The organism is Janthinobacterium darwini, from assembly GCF_051380905.1.
Lineage (GTDB): Bacteria > Pseudomonadota > Gammaproteobacteria > Burkholderiales > Burkholderiaceae_D > Janthinobacterium.
The window spans coordinates 237,449-260,777 of record NZ_JBNYXX010000004.1 but is presented as its reverse complement, the minus strand read 5'-3'; the positions used below and the strand labels follow the sequence as shown (position 1 = coordinate 260,777).

Sequence of the window (23,329 nt, the reverse complement as noted above, 5' to 3'; positions counted from 1 at the left end):
TTCAACCCGATAGGACACACATGGCACACACAATTCACGTTGACGTGGTTTCCGCTGAAGAACTGATTTTTTCAGGCGAAGCAGAATTCGTCGCGTTGCCGGGTGAACAGGGCGAGCTGGGTATCTACCCACGCCACACGCCTTTGATTACCCGCATCCGTCCGGGCGCGGTCCGCATCAAGGTAGTCGGCCAGGCTGAAGAAGAATTCGTCTTCGTTGCTGGCGGTCTGCTGGAAGTGCAACCGGACACCGTGACCGTCCTGGCCGATACCGCGATCCGCGGTCACGACCTGGATGAAGCGAAAGCGCTGGAAGCGAAGAAGTTGGCGGAAGAAAATATCCACAACAAGGATTCGGGCATCGACTACGCGCAAGCGCAAGCCGAGCTGGCCAGCGCGATTGCGCAGCTGGCAGCGATCCAGAAGCTGCGCAAGCATTAATTCGTTTGCAAGCAGCAGCAAGAAAGGCAGCCTCCGGGCTGCCTTTTTTTTTGCAAAACTCATTTCAGTAAAGCTGATTTCAGTACAAGTTAACGGCGCTTGTCCTTTCCCCGTTCCAGTCCCGCCTTCAATATTGTCTTCCACTTGGCGCGGGCGGCAATGCGTTCGAGTGGCGTCTCGTCAATACGGCGCGCGTCGCGCAGGAGCTTGTGATAGTTGCGCAAGCGGTCCCCATCGACGGCGCCGCGCACGGCGCAGCCGGGTTCGCTGGCATGCTGGCAATCGCGGAACTGGCAGGTGGATGCCAGTTCCGCGATGTCATCAAACGTGGCGGCCAGGGTGTCCGCATCGGCATCGGCCTGCCAGCTGCGCAAGCCCGGCGTGTCGATGATGCAGGCGCCGCCCGCGCACAGATGCAGCGAGCGCGCCGTCGTCGTATGGCGGCCACGCCCATCGCCATGGCGCACGCCGCTGGTCGCTTGATTCGCCGCGCACAGCGTATTGGTCAGGCTGGACTTGCCGGCGCCCGATGACCCGAGCAGCACCAGGGTCTGGCCGGCACCCAGCCAGGGTTCCAGGATGGCCACGTCATACGCATGGCGCGTATCGACGGCAAACAGGGGCACGTGCTGCGGCAGACGGTGTTTCAGCTGCGCCAGCTTGCCGCCCACGTCGTCGGCCACGTCAGCCTTGCTCAGCACCACCACGGGGCTGACTTGGGCCGCCAGCACGATGGCAAGGTAGCGTTCCAGGCGGCGCGGGTTGAAGTCCTCGTCCAGCCCCATCACCAGCAAGGCTGTGTCGACATTGCTGGCAAGTACCTGGCGCCGGCCGTCATTGCCGCGCCGGGCGATTTGCGTGACTGGGGATAAGTGCGCCCTTATCCACAAGGTGCCGTGAAGATCGGGTTCGGCGGCGATCCAGTGGCCGACCGTGAGCATGGTGTTCTGCGTCAGCAGCTCGTGCAGCAGGCACGGCAGGAGCTGCGCCGGGTGTTCCTGGATGCCGTCGTGCACGAGGATGCTGTCGCGGTGCACAGCGCTCACGCGCATCAGCTGCGCGGCGGGAGAGGATAAGTCGAGTTGGGTGGCCGCGCCGGCGATGGCCTGCTGCAGCCCGATAAGGCGTAGTTGCGCAAAATCGAATGCGATCATGGTAGCGTGATTCCAGATTCTGTCGTCCGCGTGCGGACATGTAGCCTGCGCGTGCAGGCACCGCCAGTCGCCATGACTGGCACGAAAGAAAGGGGAGGTCGGCTACGCGATCACGCGTATGAAGAAGAGCGGGCTAAGGGTCTTAGCCGGGAAAGACCGTGATCAGGCAGCCGACAGCACGGCAGTATCCGAATGGCGCATGTTGTCTACTCCTGTTGTGTGATGGAAAACGCCAGTGTGCCAGCGGCGTGCGCCGGCGTCAACCTCAGCTGCACATGCCGTAAGCCTGGCGCTCGGGGAAATAGCGGTACGTAAACGTGCGCACGGGATAGCGCTTGCCGGCGACGAGCATGTCGGGCATCGACAGATCAAAGCGCTGCGGCAGCTGGCGCGGCAGTTGCAGGCGCAAGCGCCACTGGGTTTCGGCGCTCGAACCCACGGCGGAAAACATGATGGGCAGTGTTTCGATGACGTCGACCATCTCCGCCTTGCGGCTCACGCCGCGCTGGTAAATGGTGAGTATCTTGGCTTCGGCGAACGGTGCTTGTTTCGGTTCTTCCAGCAGGAAGGACAGGCGCGTAAAACTGGCTTGGGTACCGACGGGCAAGGTAAAAATCAGCGCCAGCTCCGTTCCCCCTTCCTTCAAGGTGACGGGGGGCGTGGCATACACGCTGATACCGCGCGGCAGCTCGAAACGCGAGCCCTCCGTCCAGGTCTTGCACTCGGGCGTGGTAGCCTGGTACAGGCTGGGCGCCGTGTAGTCGTCGCAGGCGGAAACCAGCAGTAGCAGGGGCAGGGCGAGGAGGGCGGAACGGCGCATGGGAGTCACGGTTGGAGGATCAGCCGACAGTGTAAGCGATCGCCACGCGATCCACCAGCGACGCTAGGAGTGCTCCGGCGGGGCGCGCCTCACGGATTGCGGCTGGCAGTGCGCCGCCTGCAGCGCATCCTTGATGACGTCCAGCGCCAGCTGCGGCCGGGCCGCGCCGCACATGAAGATGTCGACGGCGGCAAAGCTGCATTCCGGCCAGGTGTGGATGGAAATGTGCGATTCGGCCAGCAGCAGCACGCCCGTGACGCCCTGGCCCGGGCCAAAGCTGTGGAAATGGCCGTGCAGCACTTGCGCGCCGGCCGCGATGGCCGCTGCGCGCAGCAGGCGTTCGAGCGCGGCGCAGTCGCGCAGGCGTTCCGGCGCGATGCCGGACAAGTCGGCCAGCAGATGGATGCCCAGGGGCAGATGCGGTGTGGCGGTCATGCTTATTTGTGGCTGCCGCCGCTGGAGCCGCCACCATAGCTGCCGCCGCCGCTGCCCGTGCGCGAACTCCAGCTGCTGCCGCTGCTGCTGCCGGCTACCTTGAACATGCGCACCCAATTGGCGGCCGTGACACTGAAGGTCACCATCAGGGCATAGATCACATATTTACTCATGGAGGATTCTTTGCATTCTTGTCGAGGAAAACGGCGGGCAGGAACAGCGCCAGGCAGCCCAGCAAACTCCACATCAAGGTGCTGGAGAACGAGACAAACATGGGGATCGCATTCAAGACCAGCACGATGACGATGAAGACCTTGGCGATGCCTCGGTGGCTCAGCTGGATATTCTGCACCTTGGCGCCGCCATGGAAGGCGGCGCCGAACCAGGCTGCCATCTGGTCATAGGCAACGGGTACGGAGCGCGACCAGGTCATTTCCTCGCTGGTGAGCTCCGCCGCCAGCTTGGTCTGTCCCTGCTCGAATTCATAGACGCGCGTGCTGTCGCCGACGGCCACCTTCCAGTTGAAGGCGCCTGCCGCGTACACGACCTGCGAGCCGTAGTCATACAGTTTGCGGTAGCTTGCGCCATCGAGCTTGCAGGTATCGGCGTCCAATGACGCCCAGTTGGGCCAGTTCGGCAGCACGTTCGAGCGCGACCAGCCATCGTCCGTTTCCACCAGCCAGAAGAAGCCGGCGCGCGCGTTGTACAGCAGGTACTCGTTCCACTCGCTGCCTTCATCGTCGGCGCGGCGCATCATGCCGATGACCGTGAAATCGACATTGCTGATCTTCGCGCTGGCGCCCAGCTCCAGCGTGATGTCAGCGTTGTCGTGCACCTGCTTGCCGATGGCCAGCACCTGCGCCTCCGGACCGCTGGCGTCGAGCTGCGCGTGGCAGGCAGGACACACCAGCTGCGCCGCCGCGCCAGGCACATATTGGATGCCGCTGCCGCAGGACGGGCAGTCGAGCGCGTCGAGCTTGCCGCGGTACTTGCCAGCGCTTTTGGCGATGGCGTCATCGTCGCGCAGCAGCTGGCACTGCAAGCCGTCCAAGGTGACGGCGACGCCCTGGTAGACGACGGGTTGCGGGCCATCCGTGTAGTCAAGCGTGACAAAGCTGGCGTAGTTGCGGAAGTCCGCCACCTGGATGCGCCAGCCGGCGCCCACCTTGAACGGCAATTCACCCTGGCCGGCGATGCATTCGGCATTGCGGATCTCGGCCGCCGTATAAGGCTCGCCGCAGATCGTGTAGCGCTTGCCCGGCGCCAGTTCGCCAAAGACGGGCAGGGCGTCTTGGGTCGCGCGTACCCGCGTCAGTGTGTACAGGCCGGACGAGTCGCCCAGCCAGGCCGTGCTGGCGTCGTCGAACAGCAGATACCACTCGTTCCACGCGCCGGCGCTGTAGCGCTGCTGGATGCGGCCGACGACGGTAAAGTGCAAGCCATCGTGCACGCCGGCCGTGCCGATCTGGATCGGTGAATAGTCTTCCAGGACGGCCGACATCTTGCCCACGTCCCTGACGGAATCGGCGTCCTTGAGGATGGTGCTGTGGCAGTACTCGCACACGGCGAGCACGGAAGCGTGCGAGCGGAAGTGAACTTCCGCGCCGCAGCTGGGACAGGAAACAGTTTGCATGCAGTCGCGCTTAGCCGATCAGTTTTTTCAGCAGTTCAGCCTTGGCGCCGTCGTAGTCGGCTGGCGAAATGAGGCCCTTGTCGAGCAAGCCTTTGAGTTTTCCCAGGCGCGCCTCGATCGGTTCTTCCGCAGGGGCCGGTGGCGCCGCAGGCGGTGCGGCCGGGGCAGGTGCCGGCTGCTGTAGCGCTCCGCCCATGCTTTGCGCCATCACCTGGCCGATCGACAGCCCTGCACCGAGACCGGCGCCGATGCCGGCCATGCCGCCCTCGTTTTGCGCCGCCAGCGGGATCGCGTTGGCCACCTGGAATTTGGTAAAGCCGCTCATCTTGTCGGCGCCCAGGCCGCCCTTCATGCCGGCCGAGATGCGCTCGTCGAGCGCAGCCTGCAATTCCTCGGGCAGGCTGATGCTGGCCACGTTGAATTCATCGAGGCCCACGCCATAGCGGGCAAACGCCTGCGCCAGGCCATCCTTGACTTCCTGCGCCATCAGCGCCTGGTTGGCAGCCATGTCGAGGAAGGGCACGTTGGCGCCGCCCAGCGAGCTGGCCATGCTGGACATCAAGATACCGCGCAGCTGGTCTTCCACCTCGTCGCGCGTATAGACCTCGCGCGTGCCGCTGATCTCGGTGAAGAAGGTGCGGGCGTCGGCGATACGGTACGAGTACATGCCGAAGGCGCGCACGCGGATCATGTCGAAATCCTTGTCGCGGATGGTGATCGGCTGCGGCGTGCCCCATTTGCGGCCTGTCTGCACGCGGGTGCTGAAGTAATACACATCCGATTTGAAGGGCGAGTCGAACAGCTTGTCCCAGTTTTTCAGGTTGGTCAGCAAGGGTAATGTTTGCGTCGTCAGCTTGTGCGTGCCGGGACCGAAGACGTCGGCGATCTTGCCTTCGTTGACGAAGACGGCGACCTGCGATTCGCGCACATTCAGGATGGCGCCATTCTGGATCTCGAAATCCTGCATGGGAAAACGCCAGGCCAGCACGCCTTCCGTCTCTTCGTTCCATTGCAGTACGTCGATAAACTGCTTCTTGATAAAGCTGCCGAGGCTCATGATGGATATCCTTGAATAAGATAAAGCGGTGTCAGGAAATGCAGGCGGCGTTGATGGCGCCGATCGACAGGGAAACGGCGCCCAGCAGGCCGCCGAAGGCGCTGTTGTTCGATTCGATCTGGTCCTTCGACATGCGCAGCAAGCGCGTGGTGACCACATAGGCGAGCAATTGCACCACCATGGCGCCGAAGGCCCAGGCGAAGAATTGCTGGTAATCGGCCGTGTGCATCAGGGACGAGGCGATGGTGGCGGAAAAGCCCAGCAGGGCGCCGCCCAGCGACAGGGCCGCCGCGTGGTTGCCCTGGCGGATCAGCAGCACCTCGTTATACGGCGTGACGCGCGTGTAGATGATAAAAAATACAATCAGCAGCCCGGCGGCCAGTAAAAGATGGATCAGATAGTTTAGGATGGCGGGCACGGCATTCCTCGCAATGAGTATTTGATAACGTCAACGCATATTAGAACAAAAAAAGTCCAATGAACAAAAAGATTCTGATTTTGTCCGTCTTCGTGGTCGCCTCCTGCGGCCTCGCGTATGAGCTGATCGCGGGCGCCATGTCCAGCTACCTGCTTGGCGACTCCATCCTGCAGTTTTCCACCATCATTGGCTGTTACTTGTTTGCCATGGGTGTGGGTGCTCACTTTTCAAAGTATGTACGGGACGATGATGTGCTCTCTCGCTTCGTCGACATCGAACTGGCCGTGGGCCTGATCGGTGGCCTGTCGGCCGCCATCCTGTTCATGACGTTTTCGTGGATGGCCGCGCCATTTCGCACCTTATTGTATGTGATGGTGTTCCTGATCGGCGCACTGGTCGGCATGGAAGTGCCACTGGTGATGCGCGCCTTGAATTCGCGCCAGACGGAATTTTCTGAACTGGTCAGCCGCGTGCTCACCTTCGATTACCTGGGCGCGTTGGCCGTCTCGCTGCTGTTCCCGCTGGTGCTGTCACCGTACCTGGGACTGGTACGCACAGGCTTTTTGTTCGGCATGCTCAACGTGGGCGTGGGCCTGTGGACGATTTACGTGTTTCGCGCGGAGCTGAAGAACCTCGCGGGGCGCTTCCTGCGCGCCTGCGCCGTGATGCTGGTGCTGATCGCCGGCTTTGCCATGTCGGACCGCATGGTGGCCTGGGGCGAACACGGCCTGTTCGGCGACCAGATCGTGTATTCCACCACCACGCCCTACCAGCGTCTGGTGATCACGCGCTGGAAGGACGATACGCGTTTATACATCAATGGCAACCTGCAGTTTTCCTCGCGCGACGAGTACCGCTACCACGAGGCGCTGGTGCATCCCGTGCTGGAAGCCTTGCCGTGGGCACGCCGCGTGCTGGTGCTGGGCGGCGGCGATGGCCTGGCGCTGCGCGAGATCCTGCGCTATCCGAATATCGAACACGTCACCGTGGTCGACCTCGACCCCGCCATGACGGGCGCGTTTACTACGCGCCCGGAACTGGCCAAGTTGAATAACAGCTCGTTCTCGGACAAGCGTGTCACCGTCGTCAATGCCGATGCCGCCGTCTGGCTGCGCAACAACGCCGACATGTTCGATGCGGCCATCGTCGATTTCCCCGATCCGTCCAGCTTCGCGCTCGGTAAACTGTACTCTGTTCCCTTCTATGATCTGGTGAAAAAGCACCTGGCGGCCAAAGGCCTGATGGTGGTGCAATCGACGTCGCCCTTCTTTGCTCCGCATGCCTACTGGACCATCAATTCGACCTTGCGCGAAGTGGGCATGCGCACCTGGCCCTACCACGCCTACGTGCCCTCGTTCGGCGAATGGGGGTTTATCCTGGCTTCACCCCAGCTCGACTACACACCGCCGACGAAGTACCGCCTGCCGATGCGCTACTTGAATGCGGACACTACGCGCGAAATGTTCATCTTCCCGCCTGACATGCAGCCGCTGCCGATGGCGCCGAATCGCTTGAATACCCAGTCGCTCGTGCATGAATTCGAGCAGGACTGGAACCGGGTGATCCGCTGATGCAGCGCCGTTCCTTCATGCTGTGGGCCGCCGGCGGCACGGCGGCAGCCGCAGCTGGCATCGGCAGCATCACCGCGTATCTGCGCTGGCAGGAAATCACGCCGACAGTGCTGTATCCGGGCCGCAGCGAAGGACACTATCTTCGCGATCGCAAGGCATTGCCAGCGCCTACCCGAACGCTGACGACCGATGTGGCCATCCTTGGTTCCGGCATCGCCGGCCTGACGGCTGCCTGGCGCCTGAACAAGCTTGGGCACCGGGATTTCCTGATGATCGACGGCCCCCAGCCCTACGGCAACGCGGCCGGAGGCCATTTCGGCGACCTGGCCTATCCGACCGGTGGCCATTATTTGCCGTTGCCCTCGCCCGAATCGATCCATGTGCGTGAGATCCTGTTCGACCTGGGGATCATTCAACGCGACCCGATGGCGGAAAAGCCGACCTACGACGAGCGCTATATTCTGCACGCGCCCGAGGAACGATTGCTGTTCAATGGCCAGTGGCAGGATGGCTTCATTCCCACCGAAGGCGTGCCGCCGGCGGAACTGGCGCAGCACCAGCGCTTCTTTGCGCAGGTGGCGCAGCTGCGCCAGGCGCGCGGCAACGATGGCAAGCGCGTGTTTGTCTTTCCCACCGTGGAATCGTCGCAAGACCCAGCCTGGCACGCGCTCGACAACATCAGCTTGAAGACCTGGATGGAGCAGCACGGCTATACCTCGCCCACCTTGCACTGGTATTTGAATTACTGCTGCCGCGACGACTACGGCACGCGCTACGACCAGGTCTCGGCCTGGGCCGGCCTGCATTACTACTGCAGCCGCTGGGGCCAGGCGGCCAATGCCGGTAACGGCGCCTGGCTGACCTGGCCCGGTGGCATGCAACCCGTGGCCACGGCCATGGAAAAGGCCTCCGGCGTCGAACGCCATGCGGGTACGGTGATCTCCGTCACCACCACGACTGATGGCGTGGAAGCGCTGTGTTTTGAACTGGTCGACGGCCAGCCGCGCACTTACCTGGTCAAGGCACGCAAGGCCATCTGCGCCATGCCACTGTATGTGGCGGCGCGCGTGGTGAACAACATCGCCGACTACGGCTTCGACGCGAAACGCCATACGCCCGCCTATGCGCCATGGATGGTGGCCAATTTCCTGCTCAAGCGCTTTCCTGACGAACTGCCGCATGCGCCGCTCTGCTGGGACAACGTGGTGTACCAGGAACCTGGCCTCGGCTATGTCGTCTCCACGCACCAGGATATCCGCGTGCGCCCGCCCGAGAAAACTGTCTTCAGCGCCTACGTGGCCCTGTCCGACCGCACGCCGCAGGAAGCGCGCAAGTGGCTCGACACGGCCAGTTCCGAGGAATTGCTGGCGCTGGCCAGCGTCGACCTGAAAACGGCGTATGGGCGCGATTTTGCCAGCTGCGTCGAACGCGTCGACATTACCGTGCGCGGCCATGCGATGGCCGCGCCGTTGCCGGGATTTCGCAGCAATGCGGGGCTGAAGGCGCTGCGTGAACACGACGGCGCGATCCTGTTCGCGCATGCCGATTTGTCCGGCTTTTCCGTGTTCGAGGAGGCGGCGTGGTGGGGTGACAGGGCGGCGCGGCTGGCGGTGAAATGAAAAAAGGCCGGCGCAAGCGCCGGCCAGAGCCCCCTAAGGCTCGAACCGGTCTACTTGTTTTTGTTGATCACGTCGATAAAGACGGCGGCCAGCAGCACCAGCCCCTTGATCACCTGCTGGTAGTCGATGCCGATGCCCATGATGGACATACCGTTGTTCATCACGCCCATGATGAAGGCGCCGATGACGGCCCCCATCACCTTGCCAACGCCACCCGAGGCCGAGGCGCCGCCGATGAAGCAGGCGGCGATCACGTCCAGCTCGAAACCCGTGCCTGCCTTCGGTGTGGCCGTGTTCAGGCGCGCTGCGAAGATCAGGCCCGCCAGCGCGGCCAGCATGCCCATGTTGACGAAAGTGTAGAAGCTGACCCGTTCCGTCTTGATGCCGGACAGGCGCGCCGCCTTTTCGTTGCCGCCCACGGCATACACGCGGCGGCCCAGCACGGTGCGGTTGGTAATGAAGGTGTAGGCGACGATGAGCAGGGACATCACGGCCAGCACGTTGGGGAAACCGCGGTACGAGGCCAGCAGGTAGCTGAAATACACCATCACGGCGGCGAAGATGCCGTTTTTCAGCAGGAAGAAGGCGCGCGGCTCGTTTTCCATGCCGTGCCTGAGTTGCTTGGCGCGGCTGCGCAGCGAGGTGATGATCAGCGCCGCGGCGGCGATCACGCCCAGCAGCAGCGATAGGCCGCGCAGATTCTCTCCGCCGAACGGGTCGGGCAGGAAGCCCGAGCTGAGCATCTGGAAGCCTTCCGGGAAGGGACCGACCGACTGGCCAGCCAGCAGCGCCAGGGTCAGGCCCTTGAATACCAGCATACCGGCCAGGGTGACGATGAAGGACGGGATTTTAAAGAAGGCGACAAAATATCCTTGCGCGCCGCCGATCACGGCGCCAGCCAGCAGACAGAGTATGCTGGCGGCGACAAAATTCATGTGGTAGTTGACGATCAGGACGGCCGCCAGCGCGCCGACGAAGCCGACCACCGAGCCAACGGACAAATCGATATGGCCGGCCACGATAACCATCAGCATGCCCAGCGCCATGATGACGATGTAGCTGTTTTGCAGCACCAGGTTGGTGAGATTGAGCGGCTGCATCAGGGTGCCGTCGGTCATGTACTGGAAAAAGCCCATGATGACGATCAGGGAGAGCAGCATGCCGTAGTCGCGCATATTGTTCTTCAAAAAACCAGCATAGCTCTTGCCGGCCGGCGCGGTGGTGGTGCCTGCCGCTGCCCCCGCTGTCAGTTTATTGTCCATTGTTTTCTCCGTGTGTAACGATTGCGCGCATGATTCGCTCCTGCGATGCTTCTGCTGCGCTGAGTTCTGCCGCAAAGCGGCCTTCGTTCATGACATAGATCCGGTCGCACATGCCCAGCAATTCCGGCATTTCCGAGGAAATCATGATGATGCATTTGCCTTCGGCAGCCAGCTCGCTGATGATGCTGTAGATCTCGTATTTGGCGCCCACGTCGATGCCGCGGCTCGGTTCATCGAGGATGAGGATGTCGGGACGCGAAAACAGCCACTTCGCCAGCACCACTTTCTGCTGGTTGCCGCCGGACAGGTTGACCACCTTTTGCAGGATGCTCGAGCAGCGGATTTTGAGCTTGCGGCGGAACTCGTCGGCCACGCCAAACTCGCGCGCCTCGTCGATGACCGTGCGCGTCGACACCGCGTCCAGGTTGGCCAGGCTGGTATTTTTCTTGATGTCCTCTTCCAGGATCAGGCCCAGGCCCTTGCGGTCTTCCGTGACATATGCCAGGCCGTGGGCGATCGCCTTGCCGATGGTGCTGACGTCGATTTCCTGGCCATTCTTGAGCACCGTGCCGCTGATGCGCTGGCCGTAGGCGCGCCCGAAAATGCTCATCGCCAGTTCCGTGCGCCCGGATCCCATCAAGCCGGCGATGCCGATGATTTCCCCCTTTTTTGCATGCATGCTGATGCCCTTGATGACGGGGCGGTCGGCATGCTCGGGATGGAAGACGCGCCAGTCGCGCACTTCGAAAATGGTCTCGCCGATGGTGGGCGTGCGCGGGGGATAGCGGTCGGCCATCTCGCGCCCGACCATTTTTTCGATGATGCGGTCTTCACTGACCGGTTCGACGCGGCAGTCGAAACTGTCGACCGTGTTCCCGTCGCGCAGCACCGTGATGGCATCGGCGACCCGTGAAATTTCATTGAGCTTGTGCGAAATCAGGATCGATGCGATGCCCTGGCGTTTCAGCTCCAGCAGCAAATCGAGCAGGGCCGCGCTGTCGCTTTCGTTCAGGCTGGCAGTCGGTTCGTCGAGGATCAGGAGCTTGACGTCCTTGCACAGCGCCTTGGCGATTTCAATCAACTGCTGTTTGCCCACGCCCAGATTGGTGATCAGGGTGTCGGGCGACTCCTTCAGGCCGACCTTGTGCAACAGTTCGCGCGTCTTCGTTTGCGCGTATTCCCAGTCGATGACGCCCATGCGGGCCGGCTCGTTGCCGAGAAAGATATTCTCGGCGATTGATAGCAGGGGCACTAGCGCCAGTTCCTGGTGGATGATGATGATGCCGATTTCTTCGCTGTCCTTGATGCCGCGGAAGTGCCGCGTCTGGCCCAGGTAATCGATGTCGCCCGTATAGCTGCCATGGCCGTAGACGCCGCTCAGCACTTTCATCAGGGTCGATTTGCCAGCGCCGTTTTCGCCGACGATGGCGTGGATCTCGCCGCTGCGTACCCGCAGGTTGACATTGTCGAGCGCAACGACGCCCGGGAATGTTTTGCGTATCCCGCGCATTTCCAGGATAGTGTTCGTCATATAACCTCTCTGGCACGGCCGCACGTTTTCGTCATCGGTCGTGCGGCAGTCTTGTTCTGGATATTGCATGAAGCGAAAGGCCCGGCAGCGCCGGGCCTTCAGTACCGTCGATGCTTATTTCACTTGCGCTTCCGTGTAGTAGCCGCTGCCGGTGACGAGCACCTGCTTCCAGTTCGCCTTGTCGACGGTGACGGGTTTGAGCAGGTACGATGGAACCACCTTGACGCCGTTGTTATAGGTCTTGGTATCGTTGACGGTCGGCGTCTTGCCGCCCATCATCGCGTCGACCATATTCGCCGTCACCTTGGCCAGTTCGCGCGTGTCCTTGAACACGGTCGACGCCTGTTCGCCCCGGATAATCGATTTTACCGACGGGATTTCCGCATCCTGGCCCGTCACGACGGGGAAGGGCTGTTTCGGCGTGCCGTAGCCGACCCCCTTGAGCGAGGACAGGATGCCGATGCTCAAGCCGTCATACGGCGACAGCACAGCATCGACACGCGCATTGCCATAGTAGGCGCTGAGCAGGTTATCCATGCGGGCCTGCGCCACGGCGCCATCCCAGCGCAGGGTGGCGACCTTTTCCATGCCCATCTGCTTCGAGCGCACCACCAGCTTGCCGCTGTCGATGTAGGGTTTCAGGACCGACAGCGCGCCGTTGTAGAAGAAGTGCGCATTGTTGTCGTCAGCCGAACCGCCGAACAGTTCGATATTGAACGGACCCTTGCCTTCCTTGAGTTTCAGCGCCGATTCGATATAGCCCGCTTGCAGCACGCCGACCTGGAAGTTGTCGAAGGTGGCGTAGTAATCGATGTTTTTCGTGCCGCGGATCAGACGGTCATATGAGATGACCTTGATGCCCTTGTCGGCCGCCTTTTGCAGCACGTTCGACAAGGTGGTACCGTCGATGGCGGCGATCACCAGCACCTTGGCGCCCTTGGTGATCATGTTTTCCACTTGCGCCAGCTGGTTCGGGATATCGTCGTCGGCAAACTGCAAGTCTGTCTTGTAGCCGCGCTCCTTGAATACCTTGACCATGTTGTCGCCGTCGGCGATCCAGCGCATGGACGACTTGGTCGGCATCGAGATGCCGATCGCGCCCTTGTCGGCGGCGCTTGCCACAGGCATCACTGCCATGCCGGAGATGGCCAGCGCCAGGCTCGCGGTCAGCATTTTCATTGTTGTTTTCATTTCAGGTCTCCACCGTCTTCGATAGTTGAATGTGCCAGGGCCGTCGTCCAGTGGGGCGGGCTCTGTGCGAATGGCCGATTGCAGGCCACGGCTGATACTAGTTTGTCCATCCATCCCTCACCAATCACTTTTTTCGCATTGGCGATATCCAAAACGATATCGATGAGCCAATTGATGCAATGCGCCATCAGCCCCTTCCCACCTGCTGACAGGGCGGAAACGGAGGCCGGCCGGCGGCTTTTTTTGGTGCGCCGCAATACCAATAATCATCATTCAATTTGGTGATTTTCGTAATTGCGGCGACACAGGGCGGCGCGCAGAATCGGTCCGAACTTGAAGAGCAGCCATCCCGTCATGAACTTTTGAAAGCTTGCCATGCAGCCGATTTCCTCCGCCTCCCTGTTGCCCGCCGACCTGGCGCAGGCCCTCCTCATCGGCCGCATCTGGCGTGACGGCCCTTGCATCGTCGCCGTGCGCGCCGGCGAAGTGGTCGATATCACGCGGACGGTGGCGACGGTGGCCGAGCTGTTCGAGCGCGGCGATGCGCTCGATATCGCCCGCCATGCGCCCGGTATTGCGCTCGGCCCAGTGCAGGCGCTGATGGCGCAGGCGCTGGCCGCGCCTGCCGGCGAGCCGCTGCTGCTGGCGCCGTGCGACCTGCAGGCCGTCAAGGCCTGCGGCGTGACCTTCGCCGTCAGCCTGCTGGAACGGGTGATCGAGGAACAGGCGGGGGGCGACGCGGCGCGCGCGGCGAGCCTGCGCGCCGCGCTGCAAACGACATTGGGCAGTGACTTGTCTGCATTAAAACCCGGCTCGGATGCGGCCCAGCGCCTGAAACAGCAGCTGCAGCAGCGCGGCGCCTGGTCGCAATACATGGAAGTGGGTATCGGCCCCGATGCGGAAGTGTTTACCAAGGCGCAGCCGATGTCGTCGGTGGGCTGCGGCGCGCCGGTGGGCTTGCTGCCATCGTCCGCCTGGAACAACCCCGAGCCGGAGATCGTCCTGGCCGTGAACAGCCGCGGCGAAGTGCTGGGGGCTTCACTGGGCAACGACGTCAACCTTCGCGATATCGAGGGGCGCAGCGCCCTGTTGCTGGGCAAGGCCAAGGATAACAACGGTTCCTGCGCCATCGGCCCCTTCATTCGCCTGTTCGACGAACACTTCACGCTCGACACTGTGCGCCAGGCGGAAGTGTCGCTGCTGATCGAGGGCGCGGACGACGGCTTTGTGCTCGAAGGCGCCAGCTTCATGCGCGAGATCAGTCGCGACCCGCTCGACCTGGTGCGCCAGACGGCAGGTCAGTACCACCAGTATCCGGATGGCTTCATGCTGTTCCTGGGAACCATGTTCTCGCCCGTGAAGGACCGCGGTGCGCGGGGCGGCGGCTTTACGCACCACCTGGGCGACCGCGTCACCATCGCCAGCGCCGCGCTGGGCGCGCTGGTCAACGAAGTGCAGCGCTGCGATGCGATCCCTCCCTGGACGTTTGGCGTGCGCGCGCTGTACCAGAACCTGGCCCAACGCGGCTTGCTTTGATCCGTTTTTTTTAAGAGAGAGACACCATGCAGCACGCAATCTATCCCAGCCTGGCCGGCAAGCACGTCGTCATCACGGGCGGCGGCACCGGTATCGGCGTGGCCATCGTCGAAGCGTTCGCACGCCAGGGCGCCCACGTCACCTTTATCGATATCGCCCGTGTAGCGTCGCTGGCGCTGCAAGAGAAGCTCGCCCACTTGCCGCAGCCGCCCGTTTTTCGCTATTGCGACCTGACCGACCTGGGCGCCCTGGCCGCCACTTTCGCCGAGATCGAACACAGCGCGGGCGCCACGGATATCCTCATCAACAACGCAGCCAATGACGACCGCCACCAGCTGCAGGATGTCACGCCCGCCTACTGGGACGAGCGCATCGCTGTCAACCTGCGCCACCAGTATTTCTGCGCCCAGGCAGTGGCGCCGGCCATGCGCGCCAAGGGCAGTGGCGTAATCCTCAACCTGGGCTCGATTTCCTGGCACCTGGCGCAAGCGAACCTGTCAATCTACATGACGGCGAAAGCCGGGATCGAGGGCCTGACGCGCGGCCTGGCGCGCGACCTGGGCGTGCATGGCATCCGCGTCAACTGCATCATTCCCGGCGCCGTGCGTACGCCGCGCCAGGAAAAACTGTGGCATACGCCGGAAGCGGAAGCCGTGATCCTGCAGGGACAATGCCTGCAGTTGCGCGTGGAGCCGGAGGACGTGGCGGCGCTGGCATTGTTTCTGGCGTCGGACAACGCGGCCAAGTGCGCCGGACGCGAATACTATGTCGACGCTGGCTGGTACGGCGCATGAACATTCCAGCCCAACGCCAGGCGCGGCGCTTCCGCTCGCAGGACTGGTTCGACAATCCCGACCACATCGACATGACGGCGCTGTACCTGGAGCGCTTCATGAACTACGGCATCACGGCCGAGGAGCTGCGTTCGGGCCGGCCCATCATCGGCATTGCGCAAAGCGGCAGCGACATCAGTCCCTGCAACCGCATCCACCTGGAACTGGCGCAGCGCGTGCGCGACGGCATCCGCGACGCCGGCGGCATCCCGATGGAATTCCCGCTGCACCCGATCTTCGAGAACTGCCGCCGTCCTACGGCCGCGCTGGACCGCAACCTGGCGTACTTGGGCCTGGTGGAAATCCTGCATGGCTACCCGATCGACGCCGTGGTGCTGACCACCGGCTGCGACAAGACCACGCCGGCCCAGCTGATGGCTGCCGCCACGGTCGATATTCCCGCCATCGTGCTGTCGGGCGGTCCCATGCTCGATGGCTGGATGGACGGTGAACTGGTGGGTTCCGGAGCCGCCATCTGGAAGGGCCGCCGCCAGCTGTCTGCCGGCTTGATCGACAACGACAAATTCCTGCAAATCGCCGCTGCCTCGGCGCCGTCGGCCGGCCACTGCAACACCATGGGCACGGCATCGACCATGAATGCGCTGGCCGAGGCGCTGGGCATGTCGCTGACTGGCTGCTCGGCCATTCCCGCGCCGTACCGCGAACGGGGCCAGATCGCCTACGAAACGGGGCGGCGCATCGTCGACCTGGCGTTCGAGGACGTGCGTCCGTCGAGCATCCTCACGCGTGTAGCGTTCCTGGACGCCATCATCGTCAACGCGGCCATCGGCGGCTCCACCAATGCCCAGCCGCATCTGATGGCCATGGCCCGCCATGCGGGCGTGGAACTGCACTCGAGCGACTGGATGGAGCACGGCTACGACGTGCCCCTGCTCCTCAACATGCAGCCGGCCGGAAAATACCTGGGCGAGCGCTTCCACCGCGCCGGCGGCGTGCCTGCCGTGATGTGGGAGTTGCAGCAGGCGGGCTTGCTGCACACGCAGCGGCCCACCGTCACGGGCCAGAGCATGGCGGTGAACCTGGCCGGGCGCGAGAGCGCGGACCGCGAGATGATTCGTCCGTTTGCCGCGCCATTGAAGGAAAAGGCCGGTTTCATGGCCTTGCAGGGCAATCTGTTCGACTTCGCCATCATGAAGACCAGCGTGATTTCGCCCGCTTTCCGCGAGCGTTACCTGTCGCGTTCCGGCAGCGAAGGTGTGTTCGAGGCGCGCGCCATCGTCTTTGACGGTTCTGCCGACTACCACGCGCGCATCAACGACCCGGCATTGGCCATCGACGACAGCTGCATGCTGGTCATGCGCGGCGCTGGCCCCGTGGGCTGGCCCGGTTCGGCCGAAGTGGTCAACATGCAGCCGCCCGATGCCTTGCTCAAGGCGGGCATCCTGAACTTGCCAACCCTGGGCGACGGGCGCCAGTCGGGCACGTCGGACAGCCCTTCGATCCTGAACGCGTCGCCGGAAAGCGCGGTCGGTGGCGGCCTGGCGCTGCTGCGCACGGGCGACATCATCCGCGTGGACCTGAACGCGGGCCGCTGCGACATGCTGGTCGATGCCATAGAGCTGGCGCGCCGCGCACAGGAACTGCCGCCGCCCGTCAACGACAGCGCCACGCCGTGGCAGGAAATCTACCGCGCCAGCGTGGGCCAGCTGGAAACGGGCGCCTGCATGGAGCTGGCGCTGAAATACCGTGCCGTGGGCCAGACCCTGCCGCGCCACAACCATTAGCAGCACGTAGGTCGGGTTAGCCGGTATGGCGTAACCCGACGTGATTTTAGAAGTACCCCGCAGTGAAAAAACGTTGTTAATAAAATCCACAAGGAGACACACAATGAACAAGATCATCAGCGCAGCCATCATGACCGCCATGCTGGCATTGACCAGCAGCGCCGCCCTGGCCGATGCGAAAAACCCGAAGATCGGTTTTTCCATCGACGATTTGCGCGTGGAACGCTGGACGCGCGACCGCGATTTCTTCATCGCCGCCGCCGAAAAGCAGGGCGCCAAGGTCTTCGTGCAATCGGCCGACGCCAGCGAGCAGCGCCAGATTTCGCAGATCGAGAACCTGATCTCGCGCGGCGTGGACGTGCTGGTGATCGTGCCGTTCAACGCCACAGTCCTCAACAACACCGTCAAGGAGGCGAAAAAGGCCGGCATCAAGGTGCTGTCGTATGACCGCCTGATCCTGAACGCCGATATCGACGCGTATATCTCGTTCGACAACGAGAAAGTGGGCGAAATGCAGGCCGAAGGCGTGACCAAGCTGCAGCCGAAGGGCAATTACTACCTGCTGGGCGGCTCGCCGACCGACAACAACGCCAAGATGCTGCGCGAAGGCCAGATGAAGGTACTGAAACCGTTCATCGACAAGGGTGACATCAAGATCGTTGGCCAGCAGTGGGTGAAGGACTGGAGCGCCACCGAAGCGCTGTCCATCGTGGAAAACGCGCTGACGGCCAACGGCAACAAGATCGACGCCATCGTCGCCTCGAACGACGGCACGGCCGGCGGCGCCATCCAGGCGCTGGCCGCGCAAAAGCTGGCCGGCAAGGTGCCGGTCTCGGGCCAGGACGCCGATCTGGCGGCGGTGAAACGCGTGATCGCCGGCACGCAATCGATGACGGTCTACAAACCGTTGAAAACCATCGCTTCGGAAGCGGCCAAGCTGGCCATCCAGCTGGCGCGCAATGAAAAGCCGGCCTACAACTCCAGCTATGACAACGGCCTGAAAAAAGTCAGCACCGTGCTGCTGAAACCAACGCCGCTGACCAAGGCGAATGTGAACATTCTCGTCGATGACGGCTTCTATACCAAGGCGCAGCTGGGTAATTGATCACCCGCTTGATGTCGGCTTACGCGCTGCGCGCTAAGCCGACCTACGATTGCCCGCATCGGCCGTTATCCGACAATCGCCGGCTCCGGAAACGCCGGTTGTGGTGTCGGCCGTCCGCATCGATCGTAGGTCGGATTAGCGACGCCTTGGCGTCGCGTAATCCGACTTTTCCCCCCCGTATCCGCAACGAGAGTGAGCATGTCCGACTATCTGCTTGAAATGAGAGGCATCGTCAAACAGTTTGGCGGTGTCCGCGCGCTTGACGGTATCGATCTGCAGGTGCGGGCCGGCGAGTGCATCGGCTTGTGCGGCGAGAATGGCGCCGGCAAGTCAACCCTGATGAAGGTGCTGTCCGGCGTCTACCCGCACGGCACCTGGGATGGTGACATCCTGTGGGATGGCCAGCCCTTGCGCGCGCAATCGATCCGCGATACGGAAGACGCGGGCATTATCATCATCCACCAGGAACTGATGCTGGTGCCGCAGCTGTCCGTGGCCGAGAATATCTTCATGGGCCGCGAGCTCACCCTGCCGGGCGGGCGCATGCATTATGCGGCCATGTACAAGCGCGCTGACGAGCTGCTGCGCGAACTGAAAATTCCCGAACTGAACGTGGCGCAGCCCGTGATGAACTACGGCGGTGGCCACCAGCAACTGGTGGAAATCGCCAAGGCGCTGAACAAGAATGCGCGCTTGCTGATTCTCGACGAGCCGTCGTCGTCGCTGACGGCGTCGGAAATCGCCGTGCTGCTCGATATCCTGCGTGCTCTGAAAGCCAAGGGCGTCACCTGCATCTACATTTCGCACAAGCTCGATGAAGTGGCGGCCATCTGCGACACCATCGTCGTCATCCGCGACGGCAAGCATATCGCCACCACGCCGATGGCGCAGATGAATGTGGAACGCATCATCGCGCAGATGGTGGGCCGCGAAATGAACCAGCTGTATCCGCAGCGCACAAAAAAAGATGCGATCGGCGAGGTGCTGTTCGAGGCACGCCACGTGAGCTGCATCGACGCCGACAATCCGCAGCGCAAGCGCGTCGACGACGTCTCGTTCACCCTGCGCAAAGGCGAGATCCTCGGCATCGCCGGTCTCGTCGGGGCGGGGCGCACGGAGCTGGTCTCGGCCCTGTTCGGCGCCTATGAGGGGCCGTGCCAGGCCGAAGTCTGGCTCGATGGCCGCAAAATCGATACCCGCTCGCCGCAAAAGGCGATTGCCATGGGCCTGGCCATGGTGCCGGAAGACCGCAAGCATCACGGCATCGTGCCCGATCTCGACGTGGGGCAGAACATCACCCTGGCTGTGCTGGAGCAATTCGCGCGCGCCACGCGCATCGATGGAGAGGCTGAATTGAAGGCCGTGCGCGGCGAGATCGCCCAGCTCGAACTGAAGGCGGCCAGCCCGTCGCTGCCCATTACGAGCTTGTCGGGCGGCAACCAGCAAAAAGCCGTGCTGGCGAAGATGCTGCTGACGCGCCCGCGCGTGCTGATCCTCGACGAACCCACGCGCGGCGTCGATGTGGGCGCCAAATATGAAATCTACAAATTGATGCTGGCGCTGGCCGACCAGGGCGTGGCCATCATCATGGTCTCGTCGGAACTGGCAGAAGTGCTGGGCGTGTCCGACCGCGTGCTGGTGATGGGCGAGGGCCGCCTGCGCGGCGACTTTATCAACGATGGCCTGAGCCAGGAAACCGTGCTGGCGGCGGCGCTGGACCAGCGCCCGGTGCCAGCCGCCCATACCGACAACAAGGAACCCGCAGCATGAAACCGCACAGTATCAAACAGCTGTTCACCCAATACAAGATGCTGGCCCTGCTGATCGCGGTCGCCTTGATCTGGGCCTTCTTTTCGTGGAAGACGCAGGGCAGTTTCCTCACACCGCGCAACCTGTCGAACCTGCTGCGCCAGATGTCCGTCACCGGCATCCTCGCCTGCGGCATGGTGCTGGTGATTATCGCCGGCGAGATCGACCTGTCGATCGGCTCCCTGCTGGGCCTATTAGGCGGCATCGCCGCCGTGCTGGACGTGACGCAGCACTGGCCGCTGGCGCTGAACCTGGCGGCAGTACTCGGCTGCGGCCTGGTGATAGGTTTGCTCAATGGCTACCTGACGGCGTACCGGGGCATCCCCTCCTTTATTGTCGGACTGGGCGGCATGCTGGCGTATCGCGGCATCCTGTTGGGCATCACGGGCGGTATCACGATCGCGCCCGTCTCCGAGCCTATGGTCTACCTGGGGCAAGGCTACCTGCCCGCGATGCCCGGCATTGCGCTGGGCATAGGCCTGTTCCTGCTGGCCGCCTTCCTGACGTGGCGCGCGCGCGCCAGCCGCGCGCAGCATGGCTTGCCGCAGACGGCGCCCTGGGCCGATGGCTTGCGCCTGGCGGTCATCGGCGCCGTGCTGTATGCCTTCGTGCAAACCCTGAACGGTTATGAAGGCATCCCGCTGCCCGTGCTGTTGCTGCTGGCCTTGCTGGGACTGTTCAGCTACATCACCAGCCAGACCGTGTTTGGCCGCCGCATCTACGCCGTGGGCAGCAATATGGAGGCGACGCGTTTGTCCGGCATCAACGTGAAAGCCGTCAAGCTGTGGATCTTCGGCATCATGGGCCTGATGTGCGCGCTGGCTGGCCTGATCAACACGGGCCGGCTGGCGGCCGGGTCGCCGTCAGCCGGCACCTTCAGCGAACTCGATGCCATCGCCGCCTGCTTCATCGGCGGCACTTCGATGCGCGGCGGCTCGGGCACGGTGTATGGCGCCTTGATCGGCGCGCTGGTGATGGCCAGCCTGGATAACGGCATGTCCATGCTGGACGTCGACACTTACTGGCAGATGATCGTGAAAGGCAGTATCCTCACCCTCGCCGTGTGGGTCGATGTCAGCACGCGGGCAGGGCGCAGATAGCCGTGAAAACATCTGGCACGGGAGGAGACACCATGAAGATGCCGACCGCGCACCGGATCGCGCTGCTGTTTAACGGGAATAAAATCTACGACCGCGACATCATCGCGGGCATCGCCGCCTACCTGAATACCACGCGCGTGTCGTGGGACCTGTTCCTGGAAGAGGATTTTCGCTGCCGCCTGCCCGGCATCGAACGCTGGCAAGGCGACGGCATCATCGCCGATTTCGACGATCCCGCCGTCTGCGCTGCGCTGGCCCACAGCCGTCTGCCCGTGGTGGCCGTTGGCGGCTCGTATGCGCGCACGGACGATTACCCGGCCGGCATTCCGTATGTGGCAACCGATAATTTCAAGATCGTCAAGCTGGCCTATGAGCACCTGGTGGAAGCGGGCCTGACGCGCTTTGCCTGTTTCAGCCTGCCCGAGGCGGACGTCAACCGCTGGGCGCAGGAGCGCGAAACGGCTTTTTGCGCATTGATGGAGCGCGACCACATGCGCGCCGACGTGTACCGGGGCGTCGCCACCAGCGCGCCCGCGTGGGATGAAGCGGTGGAGCAGCAGATCGCCTGGCTCAACAGCCTGGAAAAACCCGTCGGCATCATCGCCGTCAGCGACGCGCGCGCGCGCCAGCTGCTGCAAGCCTGCATGCATGCGGGCATCGCCGTGCCGGAGCAAGTGGCCCTGATCGGCATCGACAACGATCCGCTGGCGCGCATGCTCACGCGCATTCCGCTCAGTTCCGTGATCCAGGGAACGGAGGAAATGGGCCGCACGGCGGCGCATTTGCTGCACCAGATGCTGAATGGCGCGCGCCTGTCCGGCACGCGCATCCTGGTACCGCCGGCCGGCCTGAACGTGCTTGCCTCCACCCGCCACCAGCCCTTCCAGCATCCGCAGGTGATGCAGGCGCGCCACTTCATCCGCCAGTATGCGTGCCAGGGCATCAAGACGGAGCAGGTGGCCGATTACGTGGGGGTGTCGAGGTCTTCGCTCGAATCGCACTTTCGCCATGAGCTGGGGCGCAGCGTGCACGACGAGATCCTGCATTTCAAGCTCGATGCGGCCAAGACCCTGCTGGCGCGCGGGCCGGGGCAGGTGGCCGAGGTGGCTGTGCGTTGCGGCTTTACCACGGTGCAGTACATGCATGCCGTCTTCAAGCGCGAACTCGGTTGCACGCCGCGCGAATTCCAGCAACGCAGCCGGCCACCTCCAGCCCCCGGACAGGCGCCATGATGCATCTGCTGCGCAATGCGCGCGGCATGCGCGTGGCCATCGACGCGCACGATGCCAGTGTGCGGGCCTGGTGGGCGCCCGACCGCTATGGCCGCCTGGCCGATGTGCTGGGAGCGGTGCCCCCTGCGGGGCGTGCTTCCACGGGCTGGCAGTGTGCATCGCCGGACGGCGGCCACTTGCTGTTGCGCCTGGCACAAGACGGCCTGTCGGTGCACCTGGCTTACCGGCTCGACGACGATGGCAGCCTGCACCTCGATTGCACTGCCACGGCCGATACTGTTTCCCGGTTTGCGCTTGCTGCGCCCCTGTTCAATCTGCAGGGCCGCCGCGCTAGCGTGGGCGACCATGTGCTGCGCCTGGCCGCCGATCGCTACTGGCCCGGCGGCGGCGCGGGCGGCGCTCTTCTCGATGTGGCCGGCAGCGCGTTTGACTTCCGCCAGCCGGCGCCGCTCGCTTCGCGCCTGGCCTGGCCCGCGCTGGTGCACTTGCCGGGATTCCGGCATGACTTTTACTGGACGGGCTGCGGCCAGCTGCGCGAAGCGGCGCGGGTTGCCGACCCCGCTTCCGGCCGGGTCTTGCGTTTTTCCAGTACCCAGGATAGCTGCCGTCTGTACTCCGATGCGCGCTGTTTTTCCCTGCTGGCGCAGGGCGTGCAATTGCAGCCGGGACAGGTGAAGCAGTTCAAGCTCGCCTACCGATTGGGCGTGCAGGATATCGACGCGTTTGACATATCAGAACCGGTATCAATGATGTCAAATAAGTGATTGGTCAGATATGCGTGGCAGTTCTACCATGGGGTGGTTTTTCCCTCATTTATTTTTGCCCTTACCAACGCTGC

General features: G+C 63.0%; 21 protein-coding genes. 11 read left to right on the top strand and 10 right to left on the bottom strand.

Annotation, left to right across the window (positions count from 1 at the left end; translation table 11 throughout):
• Positions 1 to 20 precede the first annotated feature (20 nt).
• Positions 21 to 440, top strand: a complete 420-nt coding sequence (locus ACQ4WZ_RS22460) for a F0F1 ATP synthase subunit epsilon (protein WP_065307860.1) — start codon at positions 21 to 23, stop codon at positions 438 to 440.
• Positions 441 to 529: 89 nt separating this feature from the next.
• On the opposite strand, the gene rsgA is transcribed toward ACQ4WZ_RS22460, so the two are convergent.
• From rsgA to ACQ4WZ_RS22425, 7 genes are all read right to left on the bottom strand, one after another.
• Positions 530 to 1,594, bottom strand: coding sequence for a ribosome small subunit-dependent GTPase A (gene rsgA, locus ACQ4WZ_RS22455; RefSeq protein WP_436574559.1), 1,065 nt, complete (start codon positions 1,592 to 1,594; stop codon positions 530 to 532).
• 265 nt (positions 1,595 to 1,859) lie between these two features.
• Positions 1,860 to 2,414 carry a hypothetical protein gene (locus tag ACQ4WZ_RS22450; RefSeq protein ID WP_071080003.1) on the bottom strand — a complete coding sequence of 185 codons (555 nt, stop codon included), beginning with the start codon at positions 2,412 to 2,414 and terminating at the stop codon, positions 1,860 to 1,862.
• 63 nt (positions 2,415 to 2,477) lie between these two features.
• Positions 2,478 to 2,849: an adenosylmethionine decarboxylase gene (speD, locus tag ACQ4WZ_RS22445; RefSeq protein WP_101483366.1), complete on the bottom strand. Its 372-nt coding sequence runs from the start codon at positions 2,847 to 2,849 to the stop codon at positions 2,478 to 2,480.
• 2 nt (positions 2,850 to 2,851) lie between these two features.
• Positions 2,852 to 3,022, bottom strand: a complete 171-nt coding sequence (locus ACQ4WZ_RS22440) for a hypothetical protein (RefSeq protein ID WP_157814714.1) — start codon at positions 3,020 to 3,022, stop codon at positions 2,852 to 2,854.
• Positions 3,019 to 4,482, bottom strand: a complete 1,464-nt coding sequence (locus ACQ4WZ_RS22435; protein ID WP_436574558.1) for a DUF4178 domain-containing protein — start codon at positions 4,480 to 4,482, stop codon at positions 3,019 to 3,021. The genes ACQ4WZ_RS22440 and ACQ4WZ_RS22435 overlap by 4 nt, the downstream gene beginning before the upstream one ends.
• A 10-nt stretch (positions 4,483 to 4,492) precedes the next feature.
• Positions 4,493 to 5,539 carry an SPFH domain-containing protein gene (locus ACQ4WZ_RS22430; protein WP_436574557.1) on the bottom strand — a complete coding sequence of 349 codons (1,047 nt, stop codon included), beginning with the start codon at positions 5,537 to 5,539 and terminating at the stop codon, positions 4,493 to 4,495.
• A 31-nt stretch (positions 5,540 to 5,570) separates the two neighbouring features.
• Complete coding sequence (locus tag ACQ4WZ_RS22425) at positions 5,571 to 5,957, bottom strand: DUF350 domain-containing protein (RefSeq protein ID WP_101483369.1); 387 nt, start codon at positions 5,955 to 5,957, stop codon at positions 5,571 to 5,573.
• Positions 5,958 to 6,016: 59 nt separating this feature from the next.
• Between ACQ4WZ_RS22425 and ACQ4WZ_RS22420 the strand changes: the two genes are divergently transcribed.
• Complete coding sequence (locus ACQ4WZ_RS22420) at positions 6,017 to 7,528, top strand: polyamine aminopropyltransferase (RefSeq protein ID WP_436574556.1); 1,512 nt, start codon at positions 6,017 to 6,019, stop codon at positions 7,526 to 7,528.
• Complete coding sequence (locus ACQ4WZ_RS22415) at positions 7,528 to 9,147, top strand: NAD(P)-binding protein (protein WP_436574555.1); 1,620 nt, start codon at positions 7,528 to 7,530, stop codon at positions 9,145 to 9,147. The genes ACQ4WZ_RS22420 and ACQ4WZ_RS22415 overlap by 1 nt, the downstream gene beginning before the upstream one ends.
• A 50-nt stretch (positions 9,148 to 9,197) precedes the next feature.
• Here the strand turns inward: ACQ4WZ_RS22415 and mmsB are convergent, their stop codons facing one another.
• From mmsB to chvE, 3 genes are all read right to left on the bottom strand, one after another.
• A complete protein-coding gene (gene mmsB, locus ACQ4WZ_RS22410; protein ID WP_101483372.1) occupies positions 9,198 to 10,409 on the bottom strand; it encodes a multiple monosaccharide ABC transporter permease in 1,212 nt (403 codons plus the stop codon).
• Positions 10,399 to 11,940: a multiple monosaccharide ABC transporter ATP-binding protein gene (mmsA, locus tag ACQ4WZ_RS22405; RefSeq protein WP_133988967.1), complete on the bottom strand. Its 1,542-nt coding sequence runs from the start codon at positions 11,938 to 11,940 to the stop codon at positions 10,399 to 10,401. Before mmsA ends, mmsB begins: the two co-directional genes overlap by 11 nt.
• Before the next feature lie 114 nt (positions 11,941 to 12,054).
• On the bottom strand, positions 12,055 to 13,077 hold the full coding sequence (gene chvE / locus ACQ4WZ_RS22400) for a multiple monosaccharide ABC transporter substrate-binding protein (protein ID WP_243858246.1): 1,023 nt from the start codon (positions 13,075 to 13,077) through the stop codon (positions 12,055 to 12,057).
• A 429-nt stretch (positions 13,078 to 13,506) separates the two neighbouring features.
• On the opposite strand from chvE, the gene ACQ4WZ_RS22395 reads away from it, so the two are divergent.
• The 8 genes from ACQ4WZ_RS22395 to ACQ4WZ_RS22360 all read left to right on the top strand — a co-directional run bounded on the left by ACQ4WZ_RS22395 (position 13,507) and on the right by ACQ4WZ_RS22360 (position 23,255).
• The gene (locus ACQ4WZ_RS22395; RefSeq protein WP_436574554.1) at positions 13,507 to 14,667 is read left to right on the top strand and encodes a fumarylacetoacetate hydrolase family protein; all 1,161 of its coding nucleotides are present in this window, start codon (positions 13,507 to 13,509) and stop codon (positions 14,665 to 14,667) included.
• Positions 14,668 to 14,693: 26 nt separating this feature from the next.
• Positions 14,694 to 15,461, top strand: a complete 768-nt coding sequence (xylB, locus tag ACQ4WZ_RS22390) for a D-xylose 1-dehydrogenase (RefSeq protein WP_436574553.1) — start codon at positions 14,694 to 14,696, stop codon at positions 15,459 to 15,461.
• Entirely contained in the window at positions 15,458 to 17,245 is a 1,788-nt protein-coding gene (locus ACQ4WZ_RS22385) for an IlvD/Edd family dehydratase (protein WP_436574552.1), read from the top strand. Before xylB ends, ACQ4WZ_RS22385 begins: the two co-directional genes overlap by 4 nt.
• A 130-nt stretch (positions 17,246 to 17,375) precedes the next feature.
• Complete coding sequence (xylF, locus tag ACQ4WZ_RS22380) at positions 17,376 to 18,350, top strand: D-xylose ABC transporter substrate-binding protein (RefSeq protein ID WP_101484799.1); 975 nt, start codon at positions 17,376 to 17,378, stop codon at positions 18,348 to 18,350.
• A 198-nt stretch (positions 18,351 to 18,548) separates the two neighbouring features.
• A complete protein-coding gene (gene xylG, locus ACQ4WZ_RS22375; RefSeq protein WP_436574551.1) occupies positions 18,549 to 20,120 on the top strand; it encodes a D-xylose ABC transporter ATP-binding protein in 1,572 nt (523 codons plus the stop codon).
• A complete protein-coding gene (locus tag ACQ4WZ_RS22370; protein WP_101483378.1) occupies positions 20,117 to 21,259 on the top strand; it encodes a sugar ABC transporter permease in 1,143 nt (380 codons plus the stop codon). Before xylG ends, ACQ4WZ_RS22370 begins: the two co-directional genes overlap by 4 nt.
• A gap of 32 nt (positions 21,260 to 21,291) precedes the next feature.
• A complete protein-coding gene (locus ACQ4WZ_RS22365; protein ID WP_101483379.1) occupies positions 21,292 to 22,491 on the top strand; it encodes a XylR family transcriptional regulator in 1,200 nt (399 codons plus the stop codon).
• A complete protein-coding gene (locus ACQ4WZ_RS22360; RefSeq protein ID WP_133988962.1) occupies positions 22,488 to 23,255 on the top strand; it encodes an aldose epimerase family protein in 768 nt (255 codons plus the stop codon). Before ACQ4WZ_RS22365 ends, ACQ4WZ_RS22360 begins: the two co-directional genes overlap by 4 nt.
• Positions 23,256 to 23,329 lie beyond the last annotated feature (74 nt).

Excerpts from the sequence above, each read along its gene's own strand:
- ACQ4WZ_RS22365 (WP_101483379.1), top strand. The coding sequence starts at position 21,292 with ATGAAGATGCCGACCGCGCACCGGATCGCGCTGCTGTTTAACGGGAAT.
- rsgA (WP_436574559.1), bottom strand. The coding sequence starts at position 1,594 with ATGATCGCATTCGATTTTGCGCAACTACGCCTTATCGGGCTGCAGCAG.
- ACQ4WZ_RS22460 (WP_065307860.1), top strand. The coding sequence starts at position 21 with ATGGCACACACAATTCACGTTGACGTGGTTTCCGCTGAAGAACTGATT.
- ACQ4WZ_RS22420 (WP_436574556.1), top strand. The coding sequence starts at position 6,017 with ATGAACAAAAAGATTCTGATTTTGTCCGTCTTCGTGGTCGCCTCCTGC.
- mmsB (WP_101483372.1), bottom strand. The coding sequence starts at position 10,409 with ATGGACAATAAACTGACAGCGGGGGCAGCGGCAGGCACCACCACCGCG.
- ACQ4WZ_RS22415 (WP_436574555.1), top strand. The coding sequence starts at position 7,528 with ATGCAGCGCCGTTCCTTCATGCTGTGGGCCGCCGGCGGCACGGCGGCA.
- mmsA (WP_133988967.1), bottom strand. The coding sequence starts at position 11,940 with ATGACGAACACTATCCTGGAAATGCGCGGGATACGCAAAACATTCCCG.
- ACQ4WZ_RS22370 (WP_101483378.1), top strand. The coding sequence starts at position 20,117 with ATGAAACCGCACAGTATCAAACAGCTGTTCACCCAATACAAGATGCTG.
- speD (WP_101483366.1), bottom strand. The coding sequence starts at position 2,849 with ATGACCGCCACACCGCATCTGCCCCTGGGCATCCATCTGCTGGCCGAC.
- chvE (WP_243858246.1), bottom strand. The coding sequence starts at position 13,077 with ATGGCAGTGATGCCTGTGGCAAGCGCCGCCGACAAGGGCGCGATCGGC.
- ACQ4WZ_RS22360 (WP_133988962.1), top strand. The coding sequence starts at position 22,488 with ATGATGCATCTGCTGCGCAATGCGCGCGGCATGCGCGTGGCCATCGAC.
- xylB (WP_436574553.1), top strand. The coding sequence starts at position 14,694 with ATGCAGCACGCAATCTATCCCAGCCTGGCCGGCAAGCACGTCGTCATC.
- ACQ4WZ_RS22430 (WP_436574557.1), bottom strand. The coding sequence starts at position 5,539 with ATGAGCCTCGGCAGCTTTATCAAGAAGCAGTTTATCGACGTACTGCAA.
- ACQ4WZ_RS22450 (WP_071080003.1), bottom strand. The coding sequence starts at position 2,414 with ATGCGCCGTTCCGCCCTCCTCGCCCTGCCCCTGCTACTGCTGGTTTCC.
- xylF (WP_101484799.1), top strand. The coding sequence starts at position 17,376 with ATGACCGCCATGCTGGCATTGACCAGCAGCGCCGCCCTGGCCGATGCG.
- ACQ4WZ_RS22385 (WP_436574552.1), top strand. The coding sequence starts at position 15,458 with ATGAACATTCCAGCCCAACGCCAGGCGCGGCGCTTCCGCTCGCAGGAC.
- ACQ4WZ_RS22440 (WP_157814714.1), bottom strand. The coding sequence starts at position 3,022 with ATGAGTAAATATGTGATCTATGCCCTGATGGTGACCTTCAGTGTCACG.
- xylG (WP_436574551.1), top strand. The coding sequence starts at position 18,549 with ATGTCCGACTATCTGCTTGAAATGAGAGGCATCGTCAAACAGTTTGGC.
- ACQ4WZ_RS22395 (WP_436574554.1), top strand. The coding sequence starts at position 13,507 with ATGCAGCCGATTTCCTCCGCCTCCCTGTTGCCCGCCGACCTGGCGCAG.
- ACQ4WZ_RS22435 (WP_436574558.1), bottom strand. The coding sequence starts at position 4,482 with ATGCAAACTGTTTCCTGTCCCAGCTGCGGCGCGGAAGTTCACTTCCGC.